This window comes from Aquiflexum gelatinilyticum (assembly GCF_024813435.1).
In the GTDB taxonomy this organism is placed as follows: domain Bacteria; phylum Bacteroidota; class Bacteroidia; order Cytophagales; family Cyclobacteriaceae; genus Cognataquiflexum; species Cognataquiflexum gelatinilyticum.
Genome location: NZ_JANAEZ010000002.1, coordinates 754,730 through 770,312, shown reverse-complemented (window position 1 = coordinate 770,312; position 15,583 = coordinate 754,730). Strand labels below are relative to the sequence as shown.

Sequence of the window (15,583 nt, the reverse complement as noted above, 5' to 3'; positions counted from 1 at the left end):
TTTTTTAGCTCACGCAAAGACGCAGAGGAAAATAAATGATGAATTCAATTATGAATGAATCTGCTGCTCTGTTTCCTCTGGGCACTCTGTGATAAAATTTCGAAATCCCCTTTTTGCGACCATTGCGATACCTTCGTGTCCATTGCGGTAAAAAAAATCAGGAAGTGAATTAGGAAGTCCAAGTCCAAAGACTTGAACTATGCTTGAACTACCCAATTTCAATCCCATATTTCCCCAATAATCCTGGCAGTCCGTCAAGGGCAAACTTTGCCTTTTTGATCCTGCACCGGTCGGGATCGATATTAAAATTGAAAGCAAGCCTGAAATCAGCCTTTTCCAAAACGGTATTGTCAAAAACCGCTCCTGAAAGATCAGAACCGTCAAAAACGGATGCACTGAAATCTGCTTCTGAAAAGTCAGATTCCTTCAACCTACAATTTTTGATTACCGTCTTCTGCAGCTTTGTTCTGAAAAATGAAGCATGGTCCAAAACACAATTCTCAAATCCCAATACCAGACCTATAATTTCACATTTGTCAAAACGCAAACCCAATAACTTGCAGTCTTTGAAAACCACCTCTCTAAATGCAGTTTTGAAGAGGTTTGCCATGCTCAGGTTACAACCCAAAAATTCACATTCAATAAAAACCGATCCTGACAAGTCCGCATTTGCCAGATCGGCACCCTTGAATGTACATGACTCATATTCTCCTTTTTTGAAAAGTTTGGATTCGAAATCAGCACTGGTGAAAGTTTGGGATTGGAAATAGGAAGGCATACTTAGAGGTTCTATATATTTTTTGGTTGATCTGCAATTCTGACACTTTCCAAATACAATTCAATGCTATTAGATATTAATTGATATTGGATACTCATTGATATTGTTTCTGTTACCAACTCATTATTTGATCTTAAGAGTTTTAAAATGAGTGCGAAAAATTGTATTTAAATATCACACATTATTTGGCAAAAAATAAATTCTTAATTCAATTGCTATTTACCCTTCTGGAAATCAATCTTTCAGTAAAATCATTTACTGTATCCTTATCCAAATCATTCCAAGAACCAGAAAAAGATAAAATCTCTTCTTTATATAAGGCAGGATTTTCAAGCTTAAGGATAAAATTCTCCAACAACTCCAGTTTATCTGAAGGTATCTGTTTGATTTTTTTGGAAAGCCTGTTTCTTAACTCAGTTTCTTTAATCATGGCCGTAACTTTAATTGAATGTAAGGATTTTTACGAAAAATTGGTTTACAAAAAGATTCAATAAATCTCGTTCATCGAAATTCTTACCATTTATTTGTACTAGAATTTAAAGAAATTAATGGAACGGAATCCTTTCCGCATCTAATTGTTCCATTCGACCAGAAGCTTTCCCTTTTCTTCAAAATTTCCCTTATTTTTAATTTCTAACTCATTGCCCCTGACTATGAAAGCGCTGGTACTTGAATCCTACAATAATCTGGTGTATAAAGACATGCCCGAACCGGAATATAAACCCAATGAGGTTTTGGTTAGGGTCAAGGCCTGCGGGATCTGCGGAAGTGATATCCACGGTTTTGACGGGAGTTCGGGGAGGAGAAATCCACCCCTTATCATGGGACACGAGGCATCCGGGGTGATAGTCGAAGCTGGTTCGGCGGTTAAAAACTACAAGGTCGGCGACCGGGTCACTTTCGACTCTACTGTTTACGACCTTGACGATTGGTACACACTCAAAGGAAAATACAACCTCAGCGATAGCCGAATGGTTCTTGGCGTTTCTCCCAAGGAATATAAAAGGCATGGCGCTTTTGCGGAATATGTTGTTGTACCCGAGCACATCCTTTACCATTTACCGGATTCGGTGACTTTTGAGCAGGCGGCGATGGTGGAGTCAGTAGCAGTCGCGGCACATGCGATCGACCTCACTCCCATAAACCTCCGTGACACGGCTTTGGTAGTAGGCACCGGTATGATTGGGCTATTTTTGGTACAGTTGCTCAAACTTTCCAATGCAGGTACCATCATCGCTATTGACATCGATGACCAAAAACTGGCCCTTGCCAAAAAATTCGGCGCAGACCATACTTTCAATTCTGCAACAGATTCCAATATCCATGAATCCATTTTGGCACTCACCCACAACCGTGGCGCCGATGTCGCTTTCGAAGCGGTCGGAGTCAGTGCGACGATCAAAATGGCGATTGAAAATGTAAGAAAAGCGGCGACTGTGACTTTGGTGGGCAATATTTCTCCAAAAGTAGAAATCCCGCTTCAGGCTGTTGTCACCCGGGAAGTCCGGTTGCAGGGCAGTTGTGCCATCGCGGGAGAATACGGCATTGTGCTCGAATTGATCGAAAAAGGACTTGTCGATGTAGATTCATTGCTTAGCGCTACAGCCCCATTGGAAGATGGTGCAGATTGGTTCAAAAGGCTTTATGCCAAAGAACCCGGACTGAACAAAGTAATCCTTCAACCCTAACCTAACCAACATGTATAGAACCGGAATCATCGGATGCGGCAAAGTAGCCCACCTCCACGCTAAAGCATTGAAACACCTGCCAACATCGGATTTTGCGGCAGTATACAGCAGGACTTTAGACAAAGCAAAATCTTTTGCTTCTGAATATGGAGTCAATGCCTATGACAATATCACGGAGATGGTGGAAAAGGAAAAACTCGACCTTGTCATGGTCTGCACGCCGCATCCAAATCACCTCGATCCAACGCTCGAAGCCATGGCAGCAGGCGCACATGTGATTGTCGAAAAGCCCTTGGCCTCAACTTTGGAGGACTGTGATGTGATGATTGCTGCGGGAAAAAAATACAACAAGAAACTGGGAACAATCAGCCAAAGGCGATTCTATGAACCGGTCATCAGGTTGAAAAAAGCCATTGACGATGGCAAAATCGGCAGACCCATCCTCGGCACCATTAACATGCTGAGTTGGAGAGATGAGAAATACTACAAATCCGACCCTTGGAGAGGTTCGTGGGAACATGAAGGCGGCGGCGTGATGGTCAATCAGGCACCACATCAACTTGACCTGCTTGTATGGCTGATGGGAGAAATCGATGAAGTATATGGTACTTGGGCCAATATGACCCATCCTTATATCGAAGTCGAAGACACAGCTTTAGCAATTGTAAAATTTAAAAACGGTGGCCTCGGAAGCATCTTCCTCAGCAATTGCCAAAAACCGGGAATCCATACCAAAGTACAGATTCACGGCAGCAATGGCGCTTCAGTAGGTGTCACCCCTGAAGCCGGCGCCATGTTTATCGCAGGCGTATCGGGCATCGCAGGGCCACCGGTCAATGACCTTTGGACAGTTCCGGGGGAGGAACACCTCATCGAACAATGGACCAAAGAAGACACAGAGATATTCAACAGCATCGATCCCACAGTCCATTATATCGAAAAGCAGATCGAGGAATTTTTGGACGCACTTACTGCAGGAAGAGAACCCCTCATCACAGGCGAAGAGGGACGAAAAACAGTAGAGCTTTTCACTGCCATCTACCGCTCTACCCGCGACAACAAACCCATCAAATTCCCCCTATTCCCAGAAAAAGACAGAAAAGATATGGATGGGAGGTTGAAAGAGTGAATAGATAAGGGATTCGAGAGTTTGGTGAAAATCAAGATTTGACAAACCCCGAAGAGGTGTCAAGATTATAGAAAACCAAGATCTCATAAGCAAAAACCCCGAAGGGGTGACATGTTTCATTGAATCCAATCGAACAAATATTTTTCTTCATATTGAATTTCAAACTTCTTCAAAAATGAAATGTATTCCTGTTTAAAGGATGTTTTCCAGTGATGCTCTTTTTGGTTTAAAATATATTGATAAACATTATCCAATTGGGAATGGGAATAAGAAAACGCACCATATCCTTCCTGCCATTCGAACCTCCCTTTTACAAATTTATTTTCATTGATGAAGTTGGAAGAATTGTTTTTAACATCCCTGATAAGATCAGATATTGACATCGCAGGTTTAAGTCCAACAAAAACATGTACGTGATCAGTTACACCATTTACAATTATAGGTTTCTGGTTTTTACCTTTTATAATTCCTGCCATATATTTAAACACCTCCTCTCGCCAAGGATTTAGCAAGAGGTTTTCTCTGCCCTTCACGGCAAATACATATTGAATATAGATTTGGGAAAATGTTCCAGGCATGTAGCATATCACCCCTTCGGGGTTTTGGTGGTAAAACAATAATTTTTTTTCTATAATACTATCACCCCTTCGGGGTTCAAAATAGAGAATACATTTAGAATGAAAATTGCAGAAATGTTTAGGTTATTTAGCATATCACGCCTTCGGGGTTTTGATGGTAAAACAATAATCTTTTCCTATAATATTATCACTCCTTCGGGGTTCAAAATGGACAATCATATCTCGAATCTTTAAATGAAAACTCGATCCCATTCTCTAAACCACCCTACTTCCGTCTTCCGACTTCCGTCCTTCCCTACTTCCCCCTCCCACTCTTCTTCAATTCAATATCTGTCAGGTCGGCGACTTTGATGGGTTTGCCGGATTCGATGGAATTGCGGGCGGCGATGCCGACGAGGATGGACATGGCTCCGTCACGGGTTCCGGCGGATTGGCGGTAAGGATCGGCCATATTGGGATCCAGGAAAAGTTTATCTTTGAGACGTGTGTCCCCACCTCCGTGACCACCGCCGCCATGGGGAATCACGATCAATTCTGTTTCTCCAAAGTTTTTGGTCAGGCGGATTTCGTCCTCCTCCTTTTCCTCCCAAGGTTGGCTTTCCTTGATCCAAGCCTCCACGCGGCCTTTGGTACCGTTAAAGGCAATCCGGTAACCTTCATAGGGTGAATATGTCGTAAGCGAGTAGCTCACCTGCACCCCATTCATATACCGGATCTGAACGGCCATTTTATCATAAATATCAATGTCTTCCCTGAAAACACAGCCGTCTCGCAGGTAACCGTCATGGTGCTCATTATTGACATAAAGTTCCACCATGTGCTTGCTTTTGGTGATGTCCCAATAAAAATCGCATTTGGATTTGTGCGGACAGGGACGGCAATTGGTGCTTCGGAAAGGGCCGTTTTTTCCATAAAACTCCAAAGCGCCATAGGCAAAAACTTCCTCCGGATCTGAGTCCAACCACCAATTGAGCAAGTCAAAGTGGTGCGTGGATTTGTGGACTAGTAGGGTACCTCCTTTTGCTTTGTACCCATGCCACCTGCGGAAATAATCTGCCCCGTGGGAGGTATTCAGGTACCAATGAAAATCCACAGACGTAATGTCACCGATTTCACCGTTGCGGAGAATTTCATAGATCCGCTGACGGTGGGGAGAATAGCGGTAATTGAACGTGACGATGACCTTCTTGCCGGATTTACGCTCGGCGTCTAGAATAGCCTGACACTTGTCTTCATCTGTGGTCATCGGTTTTTCAGTGATGACATTGATCCCTGCTTCCAAGGCCTTGATGATAAAGATGTGGTGGGTCGAATCCATTGTGGTGACGATGACTACGTCAGGTTTACGCTCAACCAACATTTGGTCAAAATCGGTAAATAACGGACATTCCACTCCAAGGTACTTTTTTCCAAAGTCCAAGCGACCGGGATTGATATCGCAAAGACCTACAAATTCAACCTGGTCCTTGTAGACATTTTGGACGTCTCTCCCAAACATATTGGCTCCTCGAACTCCCAAACCAACGAGGGCAATTTTCATTTTTGCAGCAGGATTGTCATGGAGGGTAAGAGCTTCTGCAATGCCATTGAGAAAAACTGAACCTGCTGCGAGTGTTGCGGATTTTGCTAAAAATTTTCTTCGTGAAGAATCAGTGGAATGGGTTTTCATGGGTTAGAATGTTGGTTGATCTTAAAAATATCAAATTAAGTTTTATTGTCCATCCTTTTCTTTCGGGTAGAATCAGATTTTTTTATGGAAGGAAATCATGCCTCCAAAACAAAACCATGACATTTATCATCTTCTCCAGCAGTATTGGTCATGAAAATCCGCAGCCTAAAAAGTGAAATTTGTGGGAAATATTTGTAGCAATGACAGCAATCGCACCACGACTTCTCCAAAAATATAACGTACCGGCACCACGCTATACCTCCTATCCGACAGTACCTCTTTGGGCCGACGACCTCAAAGAACGAGGTTGGATCAGTTTGGTCAAAAAGGCCTATGAGGACTTTGGGGAATCTGAAGGAATCACGCTCTATATCCATCTTCCTTACTGCGAAAGCCTTTGTACCTACTGCGGCTGCAACAAGCGGATCACCAAAAACCACGCTGTAGAAACGCCCTACATCACTTCGATCATGAATGAGTGGGATGCTTATCTGAATATATTGGATACAAAACCCAAACTTGCCGGAATCCACCTTGGAGGGGGGACACCCACATTTTTTTCCCCTGAATCATTGGAAGAAATGCTCAGTTTGATTACCGGAAGTTCGGAAGTAATGCCCGATGCAGAATTCAGTTTTGAGGGACATCCCAACAATACCACCCGCGGACATTTGCAGACTTTGTTTGATTTGGGTTTCCGCAGGGTGAGTTACGGCATTCAGGATTTCAATGAGGAAGTCCAAAAAGCAATCCACCGCATTCAGCCCTTTGAGCGTGTCAAGGAAGCCACCGATGTAGCACGGGAAATCGGTTATACTTCAGTGAATTTTGACCTGATCTATGGCCTACCACATCAGACAGCCGAGACGATCAGTGCTACTTTTGAGAAAGTCGCGGAACTCAAACCGGACCGCATTGCCTTCTACAGCTATGCGCACCTGCCATCGGCATTTCCTGCCCAAAAAAGTTTTGAGCAATTTCTCCCCAAGGAATCCGAAAAAAGGAATCTCTACGAAAAAGGAAAACAGATCCTCACCGAGATGGGGTACTTAGAAGTTGGAATGGACCATTTTGCCTTGGAAAATGACCCGCTTTATATCGCCAAGAAAAACAAAACCCTCCACCGTAATTTCATGGGTTATACCACCTCGCCGTCCAAGATATTGTTGGGCTTGGGCAACAGTTCCATTTCCGATGTGTATTATGCCTACGCCCAAAACACCAAGGAAATTGACCTTTACAAAGAACAAATCAGCTTGGGACATTTTGCCATCAGCAAAGGACACATCATGTCCAAGGAAGACATCGAAACCAGAAACCTGATTTTGAAACTGATCTGCAACCATGAAGCGGATTGGAACTTCTGTTACTATTCTGTATTGGGAAAGAGGAATTGGGACAAACTCAAAACATTTGCTGAAGAGGGAATCATCGAATTTGACGCCAAGGGAATCAAAATCCTGGCTACAGGACTTCCATTTGTCCGCAACGTATGCATGGTTTTTGACCTCAGGATGCAGGAAAAAGAGGAAAGGAAGTTTGGATTCAGTAAGTCGATTTGAAAAATGGTTATTTGGTTAATGGTTATTGGTTATTTGGTTAATTAATTGAAGTAATTTCAAATCGTATCCCAATATCCACTAATATCATTAAATGCTTTAGTCGTTTTTGTAAACCCGTATAACTATATAAAAAGCCCCGATTTGGGGCTTTTTAGATTTCTTACTCTTTCTTCAATTTTTACCTTAGGGGAACATTTTTTTATGCTTAATTTTTAGGAACATGATTTCTAAAGAATTGATGTTGGTGGACTATGGACTGTGGACCATGGACTTTTTCACCTACTAAAATGCGTCATCATCAAAATCGACCCGGCGGTGCCGTCCATGGTGGGTTCGTTGGTGCTGTAATCGCCCACATCGTCATGGTAGACGACATGTTCATTTTGGAATTGGGCAAAAACATCCGGTTTCAAAAGCCGCAAACCAAGTAGATTGTTGTAAATCGAAGTATAGACCGGTCCATCCACCAATCCTCCGGGCACCTGCATATCCAACAACACATAAGGCGCTGTATGCACCTCGACCGGATATTCTCCTCCTTCAGGCATTTTGGTAAACATGGATGTTCCCCATGGATTTCTACCAAAAAGCCAATCCCGTTGGGCTTTCAAAAAGGGTTCAAACTGTTTGTCCCCGCTCATTTTCTCATACAAAATCACCTGAGTTGCCAAGCTTGTCAAGAGATTATTGCTGCACCAAATGAAAGGAACTCCCACATGAAAGGGGTTTTGCTGCGCCCGCTTCAGGGTATATTTGATTCCGTCAAGGTAATATCCTTCCAAGGTTTTTTGGAAATCAGCATCCACAACGCCATGAAGTGAAAAATGTCCTATGTTGATAAATGGATACAACTGGTAATGGGAAGCAGAGTCTTTGACGGTCCAACTGTCAGCTGTATTGCTCAGTATTGCATATTTCTTGGCTTGCTCCAGGTAGTTTTTGTCCTTGGTGGTTTTATACAATTCAGCGGCAGCCCACTCCATGTCATCCGCCCAAGTCTCTTCATTGTATCGATATGGCGCACCGTAGGAATTACCCTGCTGGTAGCCTTCCTGATTCCTGCCCATTTGGTAGAGTGAAATTGCAGCTTTCCGACATGTCCCGGCAAATTCCGGATCTTTCAAATCCTTTTCCCAGATCCTTGACGCCAAAGCCAAAGCCGCAGCACTTCTTCCGGCAAGGTTGGCCACTCCGGTCGCCTCGCTTTGGTACTTCATCAAGCCCTGTGGCTTTCCTGTTGCAAAGTATGCTGCGCGGTAAGAATTGGCACCCCAACCATAATCCGCGTTGTCCTGGTTTGGAATCTTAAAACCCCTGTGGTCACGGTCGTCAGCTATCTGATGGAATAATTGGTCAGGTGCCGGATGCATTTTGAGAATCCAATCAAGGCCCCACTTGGCTTCATCCAATACATCCGCGATTCCGTTTGGGCCGGATTGACCCAAGGCATTTACCATGTCCTCAAACCTGTCGGGATACAATTCATACGCCATCAGCATGTGTGCAGTCGCATAGCTGGAAGTGATGAGGTATTTGAGTTGGTCGCCGGCATCGTGCCAACCGCCACTCAGGTCCACATAGGTGCTGTCTGCCATTGGTCCAAAAAATGTCCGTCCGTCTTTTGCATGGCAGACCATGTCCAAAGTAGGATTGTAACCACAGCGCTGCTGCCTCATAAATTCCAAAAGAGATTCCTGTTGTCCGGTGTATGTCCCCTCCCCGATCGGAAAAACCGAGGATTGGGTTTTGCTTTTTTTCCCTTGGAGAAAATAGGCACCGGGTTCGGTTACTTGAGAAAAATCCGCTTCCCAATACAGGAAACCTCCCCATTCGTTGGTTTGGAGTCTTTCGGGCTTGATTTCCAAAGCTACTTTTCCTGTGGCTTGGTTGATAAGTTGGAAGTTTTCTTTGACAGTATTCTTACTGAAAACAACCGCAACTTTGGTATCGGAAGGAAGGTAACCGAGTTGGTTGATGCGGATGTGGGTCTCTTCAGTGGAAAAGAGATTATTCAGTAACAACAGAAAAACAGACAGGATTTTAAAATTTAACAACATGCTCTTTCAATTTTGGGTAATTGATGAATGGAGATTTTCAAGTGGATTCAAGATTGAAAATAGCAAAATTGGAACTGAATAGTTTTGTTATTTGCTTATCGGTATTAAATTGATGTTCATTTCCATTTTAGATTTATAAAAACCATGAGTCACTTAGTCATTAATCCCGGAACCGAAAAAGAAAAGGCATTTTTGAAAGAATTACTTCAAAAACTTGGCTATGAATCTGTCGAGATTGATTTGGAAGAAGATGAGGACATTTCACTTTTAGACATGATGGTCAAAGAAAAAAAGGGGGATTATGTATTGAAAAAAGAATTATTAAAAGTCCTAGAATAGGAAAATTTTACCCTTCATTAAATCTTACTATCCCTTTTTCCAGTCAATTCAAAAATTGAAAGTTATCAAATTCCAATGATCCCTTAATCCATAAATAAATCTTGTATGTTAGTTGCGGGGAGGAGTGACGGCGGACCGGGCCGGCTCCGGCCTTGTGCGTGGATAGGATTCCGCCGTCTTGACTTTTTTGGCTACTTTTTTTGTCAAGAAAAAAAGTAGCTATAAAAAATGACGACTGTTCAACCTGATCCATCAAGAATGGAAATTTGCATTAAATTCTGGTATTTATATTTTTTTGAAAATTGGAGCTTCTTTAAAAGAAAATTTTAAACATAAATAAACTACCCTACAAATATTATTGACAGCAAAAAATAGACTTTTTGACTATCTTAAAAATCCATTTATAATCCCATTCCTATGAACATCAACCCAAGATCAATCTTATTCTTCTTTCTCTGCTTTTTGGTCAGTTCAAGCTTATTGGCTCAAACCACTTCCATCAAAAAATCTCCACCCTTATCTGAGGCTGCAGCCCAAAGTGCGGGGATTTCTACCGAGCGCTTAAAGAAATTGGATGCCATGTTGGAGGAGTCCATCAAAAATGAAGAATTGCCTGGTTTGGTAGCGCTCATCGTCCGCAACGGTAAAATCGTGTACCATTCTGCCAAAGGCTTTGCAGATGTGGAATCCGGCAAAGCCATGCAAAAAGATGCGATTTTTAGGATTGCTTCGCAGACAAAAGCCATCACTTCCACCGCGGTCATGATGCTGTGGGAAGAAGGGAAATTCAGGTTGGACGATCCGATATCGAAATTTATCCCTGAATTCAAAAACCCGCAGGTTTTGCAGAATTTCCGCTATGGCGATACTACCTACACGGCTGTTGCTGCCAATAAGGAAATCACCATCCGCCATCTGCTGACACATACTTCAGGTTTGGGATATGGCGTGATCGATGGAGACGAAAGGATGCGGATGATCTACAACAAAGCCGGAATCATCGACCTCTACACTACCGAAAATATCAGCATCGGGGATAATGTAAAGAAGTTGGCCAAACTGCCACTCCACCATCATCCCGGTGAGAAATATACCTACTCAGAAGGATTGGATGTATTGGGATATTTGGTAGAAATCGTTTCGGGCAAGCCATTCGATCAGTTTTTGAGAGAGCGCTTATTTGAGCCTTTGGGGATGCAGGATACCTGGTTTTACCTTCCTGAGGCAAAATCCTCAAGATTGGTTACCATCCACCGTAAAGCAAATGGCAAATGGGAAGGTTTTCCGACCACTTTCTATGATCCAAATTACCCCATAACAGGTGCAAAAAGATTCTTCTCAGGAGGGGCCGGACTTTCCAGCACGGCAAAAGATTACGCCACTTTCCTTCAGATGTACCTCAATGGCGGCGAACTCAACGGTGTCAGAATCCTTAGCCGAACTACCATCGAAACCATGATGCAAAATCAGACCGGGAATCTTTGGGGCGGCGGGAAGCATTACGGGTTGGCTTTTGGTGTGGTCAATGAAAAAGGAATCGCCGAAGGAGGTGCAGGAAGTGTGGGAACATTCGATTGGGGAGGCTATTTCAACACCCAATACTTTGCCGATCCGGAAGAAAAAATCATCGGCATCCTCATGAAACAAACCCAACAAATCAGCGAGGAAACAGGCTGGAAATTCCGTCAGATGGTTTTCACTTTGGTGGATGATTGAGGGAAAGTTTGACAGTCCATGGTCCACAGTCCATAGATGTTTCTTCTGAACTTTAGAGCTTGGTTGGTTTTGTTTATTATGTTGATTGTCTAGTTGAAAAATAATAAGTGGATAATTGGAAGCCGGGTAAATGCCCGGCTTTTACTTTTCCAATAAAAACTGCGATTAGACTTCTTCACCAAATGTGCCTTCAAAACCGGGTTTTTTCATTTCTATATCACTCAGAAGTTTTCTTCCAAAAAAAGTCAAATGGACGGATTGGATATTTAGAATATTAGTTTTATGTTTAGTTAATTCAGATATATCTGCAAGGGTTGCAATAATAGGCCAAGCAATCCGTAGGGCACATAATTAAATGAAAAAAGACCTCAATAGAAAAACCCGCGGGATTAATCATTATCTCCATTTTAAGAGTGACTTTGAGAATGAGTCAGATAGGCTGTTTAATAGTTTGCCCCTATTCTATCGGATTATGTATTTGGATCAGCCAAATCCGTGGGTTAACCAAATTAATCGTTTCGATTTTATTCGTTTAGCAACTATTTCGGCTGAATTTGAGAAATATCAACTAATTCAAATAGCAGAATTTGAATACAAAAAGATAAATCCAAATTCTAAAAAGGACATTTGTGAAATTAAACTTGACGATTTTTTTTCTAGCAATATTTTGAAGAGTAAAGGGAAAGAGTTCACGGTTAAAGAATTTATTATGACTTTGGGGTACAATGGTGGAATTCATATGATTCCAGATAAAAATGAAGAAAAGGTAAAGATTCTTTATGAAGAACTATTTCTCATTCAACCTGATTTTTGCTTTGATTTGACAAAGTCAATTTCAAAAGTACTTCTTGATATTTACGATGAATTATATAGTCTATCTGTTGGAGATAATAATGGTCATTCACCAAATGTTAACTATCAAGCTATTATAGTTGATCAAGGAAAAATTCTTGATGGAATATTATTTGATAAAGCTTATATGCAGTTTCCAATAAGAGCAAAAAAAAATAAAGGAATACACTTTTGCATTGAAATAATGGTTAAAAACAACTCAAATAGAAATTTAATTATGTCATATGGGCACAGAAAGAATGATGAACTGAACATATCCATTTGGCAACAGAAAACAAAGATTATTTCCAAAGTTTCAACCAAAAATTCAAACAAAACTATTATTTCGGACATTGAAGATAAAATTGGCGAGTACTTCTTATTTGAAGTTGCCTGTTATCCAAATGGAAAGATTGTTTGTGCCATAAATGAGAATCTAAAATCAGTTGAAGACTTAAAAGATGATATTCACATAATTGACGGAAAGGTTATTCTAGGTTCAAATCTAGATGGGAATGAATTTGGCAATTTTCAAGAAAAGTGCTTAGTAATTCAATCAATCGATAAAAATAATTATACAATGAATCTGGGCGTTTATGCAATGAGAAGGTTAAACATAATCCCACAACATATCCCTTATAATTTGATAAAGAGAACATTATAACAACTATACCATTATTGAGGAGATGGCTGTGAGTAATAAACCTACATTTCATCTATCTCTCATTCATTTCCAAACCTTCCAATAAAAAAATCCCGCAGTTTCCGAATCCCAACAGGTTTTGCCTTTTACGATTCATGAACTGCGGGAATTTGTTTTTTAGATAAAGCTTAAGTTGGAATTATTTCCCCATCAATAAGCCAATATCCAAATCGTTTCGTCATTGAATTCTCTTCTGAACCTGTTAATATTTTTTGCAGCTTCTTCCATGCTTGGATACACTGCTACTGAAAGCCTGAAATTGGAGGTTCCGTCTGTAGGAGGTATCACGTTGACTTTGTAGGTACCGGAAAGTTCCTTAGCCCTCAAGCTTGCCATGTATTCGGTCTGCCAGCTTTCGATGATGATGTAGTGGTTGTAATTGTTTGATGGAGCCACTGTATAAGCGCCTTCTATGGCAGGGTCTACTTCTATCTCTTCTTCAGAAACTACTATTTCAACATTGACCGGTACAGCCTGCAATTCAGGCACAGCCAGTGTCTCGATTCTTTCTTTCTGATCAGGATCTTCAAATTTAAAAGATTCATAAGGAAGATTTTTTTCAAATGAAGCAAGGTTCATGATGACAAATTCCGTCCTTCTGTTCCTTTGATGCTCTTCTTCAGAACATTCCACCACATCTACACAGTCATTGACAAGTTTGGATTCTCCCATTCCAACTGATCTTACCCTTCGGGAAGCAATTCCTTCTGAACTTAAGAAGTTGACAACTGAAAGACCTCTCGATTCAGAAAGCTTTTCGTTGTAATCTGCCTTACCCCTTGAATCAGTATGAGAATACATCTGAAGTCTGAATTGCGGGTTGTCACGCATCACCTCAATGATTTTCCTCAGCTCAACAGAAGCATCAGACCTGATATCGGCGCTGTTGTAATCGTAATAGATATCAAAAATCCTGATTCCTTTGTCAAAGGAAACTTTCTCAGAGTAGACATTCAAGTCGAGTTTGTTGTTTTGGTTAGGCTTGGTTGAGAAGCCTTCCTTGATCTGATTGAAATATCCTGAGGTAATTGTCTCGATGGTGTAGGTATTGTTCAATGGCAGGATGAAGGCGAATCCTCCCTTTTCATCACTTACCACTGAGGTATTGACTCCTGTAGCGGTGTCCGTGAGGGTCACTACGGTATTTTCAATAGGTTCTCCGGTTTCTTTATCCTTGACGACTCCTGTCACTGTGAAAAATTCTTCTTTCAATTCCTCTATGAAATAAATATCATCAAGTCCCTTGCTGCCATTTCTGTCTGAGGTAAGGAAAACCTGCCCGTTTCTGGATCTATCCTTGAAAAAGAAGAAATCATCTTTGTTGGAATTGAATGGTACACCAAGGTTTTCGGGAGTAGAAAATGAAGTCCCAACCATACTTGACTTATAAATATCCAATCCTCCCAATCCTCCCAAACCTTCAGATGAAAAGTAAAAGATATCATCATAGATAAATGGAGACCTGTCATTTCCAAAGGTGTTGATGTCTTTTCCAAGACTTACCGGTGAGGACCATTTGTCACTTCCCAAATAATCCACGTAATAAATATCACTTCCTCCAAAACCTCCCGGCATGTCAGAAGAAAAATAAAGTCGTTTTTTGCTTTCATCCCAAAAAGGATCTGCGACGGCATATTTCAGTGAGGAATTGACATTGAGCGGTTTGGCTTCGCCAAATGTCCCGTCAGCCTTCTTTTCTTTATAAAGGATTTCAGGATAAAGTGTTGTTCCAAATCGCCTTCCCTCTCTTTTGTTTGTTTCATTCCCTGCTTCAGTCACGGTATAAAACATCATGCTTCCAGACTTGTGGACCGGTCCGATATGGTTTTCATTTTGGAAAACTTTTGAAAGGGTGATGTTTTCCAAGTCATCATTGGTTTTATTCAAATTGGCTTCATATACTGTAAGGAAGCCATTGCCGGTCCAGCCATACCTTTGGTTTTTGAGGTTATCAGTCATGACTACCCCTGCTTTTTTATCAGATATCCTGTCTGAACTGAAGAAAATCACGCCTTCGTCAATGGTTAGACCAAATTCCGAAAAAGAAGTATTCAAAGACTTCAATGGTTTGACTTGGAATTTTGTAGGCGTATTCAAGATGGCTTTGGCTTCTCCTGCAGATTTTCTGAGCATCATCCACTTTTCATCTTTGCTTATTTCACCGTTTTTCAAAATCATATTGTCCAATACCTTGGCAGATTCATCAAACTTGGAATTGGCAATCAGTGATTCTGAATAGCGATAAGAATCCTCGGCAGTAAGCTCATCCTTGTCAGCCAAGTAACTGTACCATGCAGCAGCTTTTCCAAAATCTCTCATTTTGTAGTTGGAATAGGCAAGCCCACGGGCAGTTTCATTGTCTTCTTTTTTCTCCCATGCTTGGCTAAACTCGTAGGCCGCATCTTTGAAATTATACAATTCGAGCTGTTGGTTTGCTCTTTTGATACTGCTGTTGTACGAAGAGCACGATGTCCCAATTATGATTGGGGCTAAAAATAGGAGGTGTAGGTATCTTTTGTTCATGGTATTGTTA

At 41.5% G+C, this 15,583-nt stretch carries 12 protein-coding genes; 6 read left to right on the top strand and 6 right to left on the bottom strand.

Annotated elements, in window-relative coordinates; genetic code table 11:
* Nucleotides 1–208: 208 nt before the first annotated feature.
* Nucleotides 209–778: a pentapeptide repeat-containing protein gene (locus tag NK987_RS07840; protein WP_259263388.1), complete on the bottom strand. Its 570-nt coding sequence runs from the start codon at nt 776–778 to the stop codon at nt 209–211.
* 208 nt (nt 779–986) lie between these two features.
* A complete protein-coding gene (locus NK987_RS07835) occupies nt 987–1,208 on the bottom strand; it encodes a hypothetical protein (RefSeq protein WP_258424692.1) in 222 nt (73 codons plus the stop codon).
* A gap of 223 nt (nt 1,209–1,431) precedes the next feature.
* Here NK987_RS07835 and NK987_RS07830 point away from each other — a divergent pair, with 223 nt between their 5' ends.
* Together NK987_RS07830 and NK987_RS07825 are read left to right on the top strand one after the other, a co-directional pair.
* Nucleotides 1,432–2,466 carry a galactitol-1-phosphate 5-dehydrogenase gene (locus NK987_RS07830; RefSeq protein ID WP_259263387.1) on the top strand — a complete coding sequence of 345 codons (1,035 nt, stop codon included), beginning with the start codon at nt 1,432–1,434 and terminating at the stop codon, nt 2,464–2,466.
* 10 nt (nt 2,467–2,476) lie between these two features.
* Nucleotides 2,477–3,595 (top strand): Gfo/Idh/MocA family protein, encoded by a 1,119-nt coding sequence (locus NK987_RS07825; RefSeq protein WP_259263386.1) that lies wholly within the window; start codon nt 2,477–2,479, stop codon nt 3,593–3,595.
* Between the two features lie 116 nt (nt 3,596–3,711).
* Here NK987_RS07825 and tnpA read toward each other — a convergent pair whose 3' ends face one another.
* The gene (gene tnpA, locus NK987_RS07820; RefSeq protein WP_259263385.1) at nt 3,712–4,173 is read right to left on the bottom strand and encodes an IS200/IS605 family transposase; all 462 of its coding nucleotides are present in this window, start codon (nt 4,171–4,173) and stop codon (nt 3,712–3,714) included.
* Nucleotides 4,174–4,468: 295 nt separating this feature from the next.
* Entirely contained in the window at nt 4,469–5,842 is a 1,374-nt protein-coding gene (locus NK987_RS07815; RefSeq protein ID WP_259263384.1) for a Gfo/Idh/MocA family protein, read from the bottom strand.
* Nucleotides 5,843–6,042: 200 nt separating this feature from the next.
* Here NK987_RS07815 and hemN point away from each other — a divergent pair, with 200 nt between their 5' ends.
* On the top strand, nt 6,043–7,404 hold the full coding sequence (gene hemN, locus NK987_RS07810) for an oxygen-independent coproporphyrinogen III oxidase (protein ID WP_259263383.1): 1,362 nt from the start codon (nt 6,043–6,045) through the stop codon (nt 7,402–7,404).
* A 275-nt stretch (nt 7,405–7,679) separates the two neighbouring features.
* Here hemN and NK987_RS07805 read toward each other — a convergent pair whose 3' ends face one another.
* Nucleotides 7,680–9,461, bottom strand: coding sequence for a glycoside hydrolase family 9 protein (locus tag NK987_RS07805; protein ID WP_259263382.1), 1,782 nt, complete (start codon nt 9,459–9,461; stop codon nt 7,680–7,682).
* Between the two features lie 144 nt (nt 9,462–9,605).
* Between NK987_RS07805 and NK987_RS07800 the strand changes: the two genes are divergently transcribed.
* The 3 genes from NK987_RS07800 to NK987_RS07790 all read left to right on the top strand — a co-directional run bounded on the left by NK987_RS07800 (nt 9,606) and on the right by NK987_RS07790 (nt 13,011).
* Entirely contained in the window at nt 9,606–9,800 is a 195-nt protein-coding gene (locus NK987_RS07800; RefSeq protein WP_259263381.1) for a hypothetical protein, read from the top strand.
* 417 nt (nt 9,801–10,217) lie between these two features.
* The gene (locus NK987_RS07795; RefSeq protein ID WP_259263380.1) at nt 10,218–11,516 is read left to right on the top strand and encodes a serine hydrolase domain-containing protein; all 1,299 of its coding nucleotides are present in this window, start codon (nt 10,218–10,220) and stop codon (nt 11,514–11,516) included.
* A gap of 355 nt (nt 11,517–11,871) precedes the next feature.
* Nucleotides 11,872–13,011 carry a hypothetical protein gene (locus NK987_RS07790; protein WP_259263379.1) on the top strand — a complete coding sequence of 380 codons (1,140 nt, stop codon included), beginning with the start codon at nt 11,872–11,874 and terminating at the stop codon, nt 13,009–13,011.
* Nucleotides 13,012–13,200: 189 nt separating this feature from the next.
* Here the strand turns inward: NK987_RS07790 and NK987_RS07785 are convergent, their stop codons facing one another.
* Complete coding sequence (locus NK987_RS07785; protein WP_259263378.1) at nt 13,201–15,573, bottom strand: OmpA family protein; 2,373 nt, start codon at nt 15,571–15,573, stop codon at nt 13,201–13,203.
* Nucleotides 15,574–15,583: the final 10 nt, after the last annotated feature.

Bases quoted from the DNA above. Each gene is read 5' to 3' on its own strand.
- NK987_RS07840 (WP_259263388.1), bottom strand. From the start codon at position 778: ATGCCTTCCTATTTCCAATCCCAAACTTTCACCAGTGCTGATTTCGAA.
- NK987_RS07835 (WP_258424692.1), bottom strand. From the start codon at position 1,208: ATGATTAAAGAAACTGAGTTAAGAAACAGGCTTTCCAAAAAAATCAAA.
- NK987_RS07830 (WP_259263387.1), top strand. From the start codon at position 1,432: ATGAAAGCGCTGGTACTTGAATCCTACAATAATCTGGTGTATAAAGAC.
- NK987_RS07825 (WP_259263386.1), top strand. From the start codon at position 2,477: ATGTATAGAACCGGAATCATCGGATGCGGCAAAGTAGCCCACCTCCAC.
- tnpA (WP_259263385.1), bottom strand. From the start codon at position 4,173: ATGCCTGGAACATTTTCCCAAATCTATATTCAATATGTATTTGCCGTG.
- NK987_RS07815 (WP_259263384.1), bottom strand. From the start codon at position 5,842: ATGAAAACCCATTCCACTGATTCTTCACGAAGAAAATTTTTAGCAAAA.
- hemN (WP_259263383.1), top strand. From the start codon at position 6,043: ATGACAGCAATCGCACCACGACTTCTCCAAAAATATAACGTACCGGCA.
- NK987_RS07805 (WP_259263382.1), bottom strand. From the start codon at position 9,461: ATGTTGTTAAATTTTAAAATCCTGTCTGTTTTTCTGTTGTTACTGAAT.
- NK987_RS07800 (WP_259263381.1), top strand. From the start codon at position 9,606: ATGAGTCACTTAGTCATTAATCCCGGAACCGAAAAAGAAAAGGCATTT.
- NK987_RS07795 (WP_259263380.1), top strand. From the start codon at position 10,218: ATGAACATCAACCCAAGATCAATCTTATTCTTCTTTCTCTGCTTTTTG.
- NK987_RS07790 (WP_259263379.1), top strand. From the start codon at position 11,872: ATGAAAAAAGACCTCAATAGAAAAACCCGCGGGATTAATCATTATCTC.
- NK987_RS07785 (WP_259263378.1), bottom strand. From the start codon at position 15,573: ATGAACAAAAGATACCTACACCTCCTATTTTTAGCCCCAATCATAATT.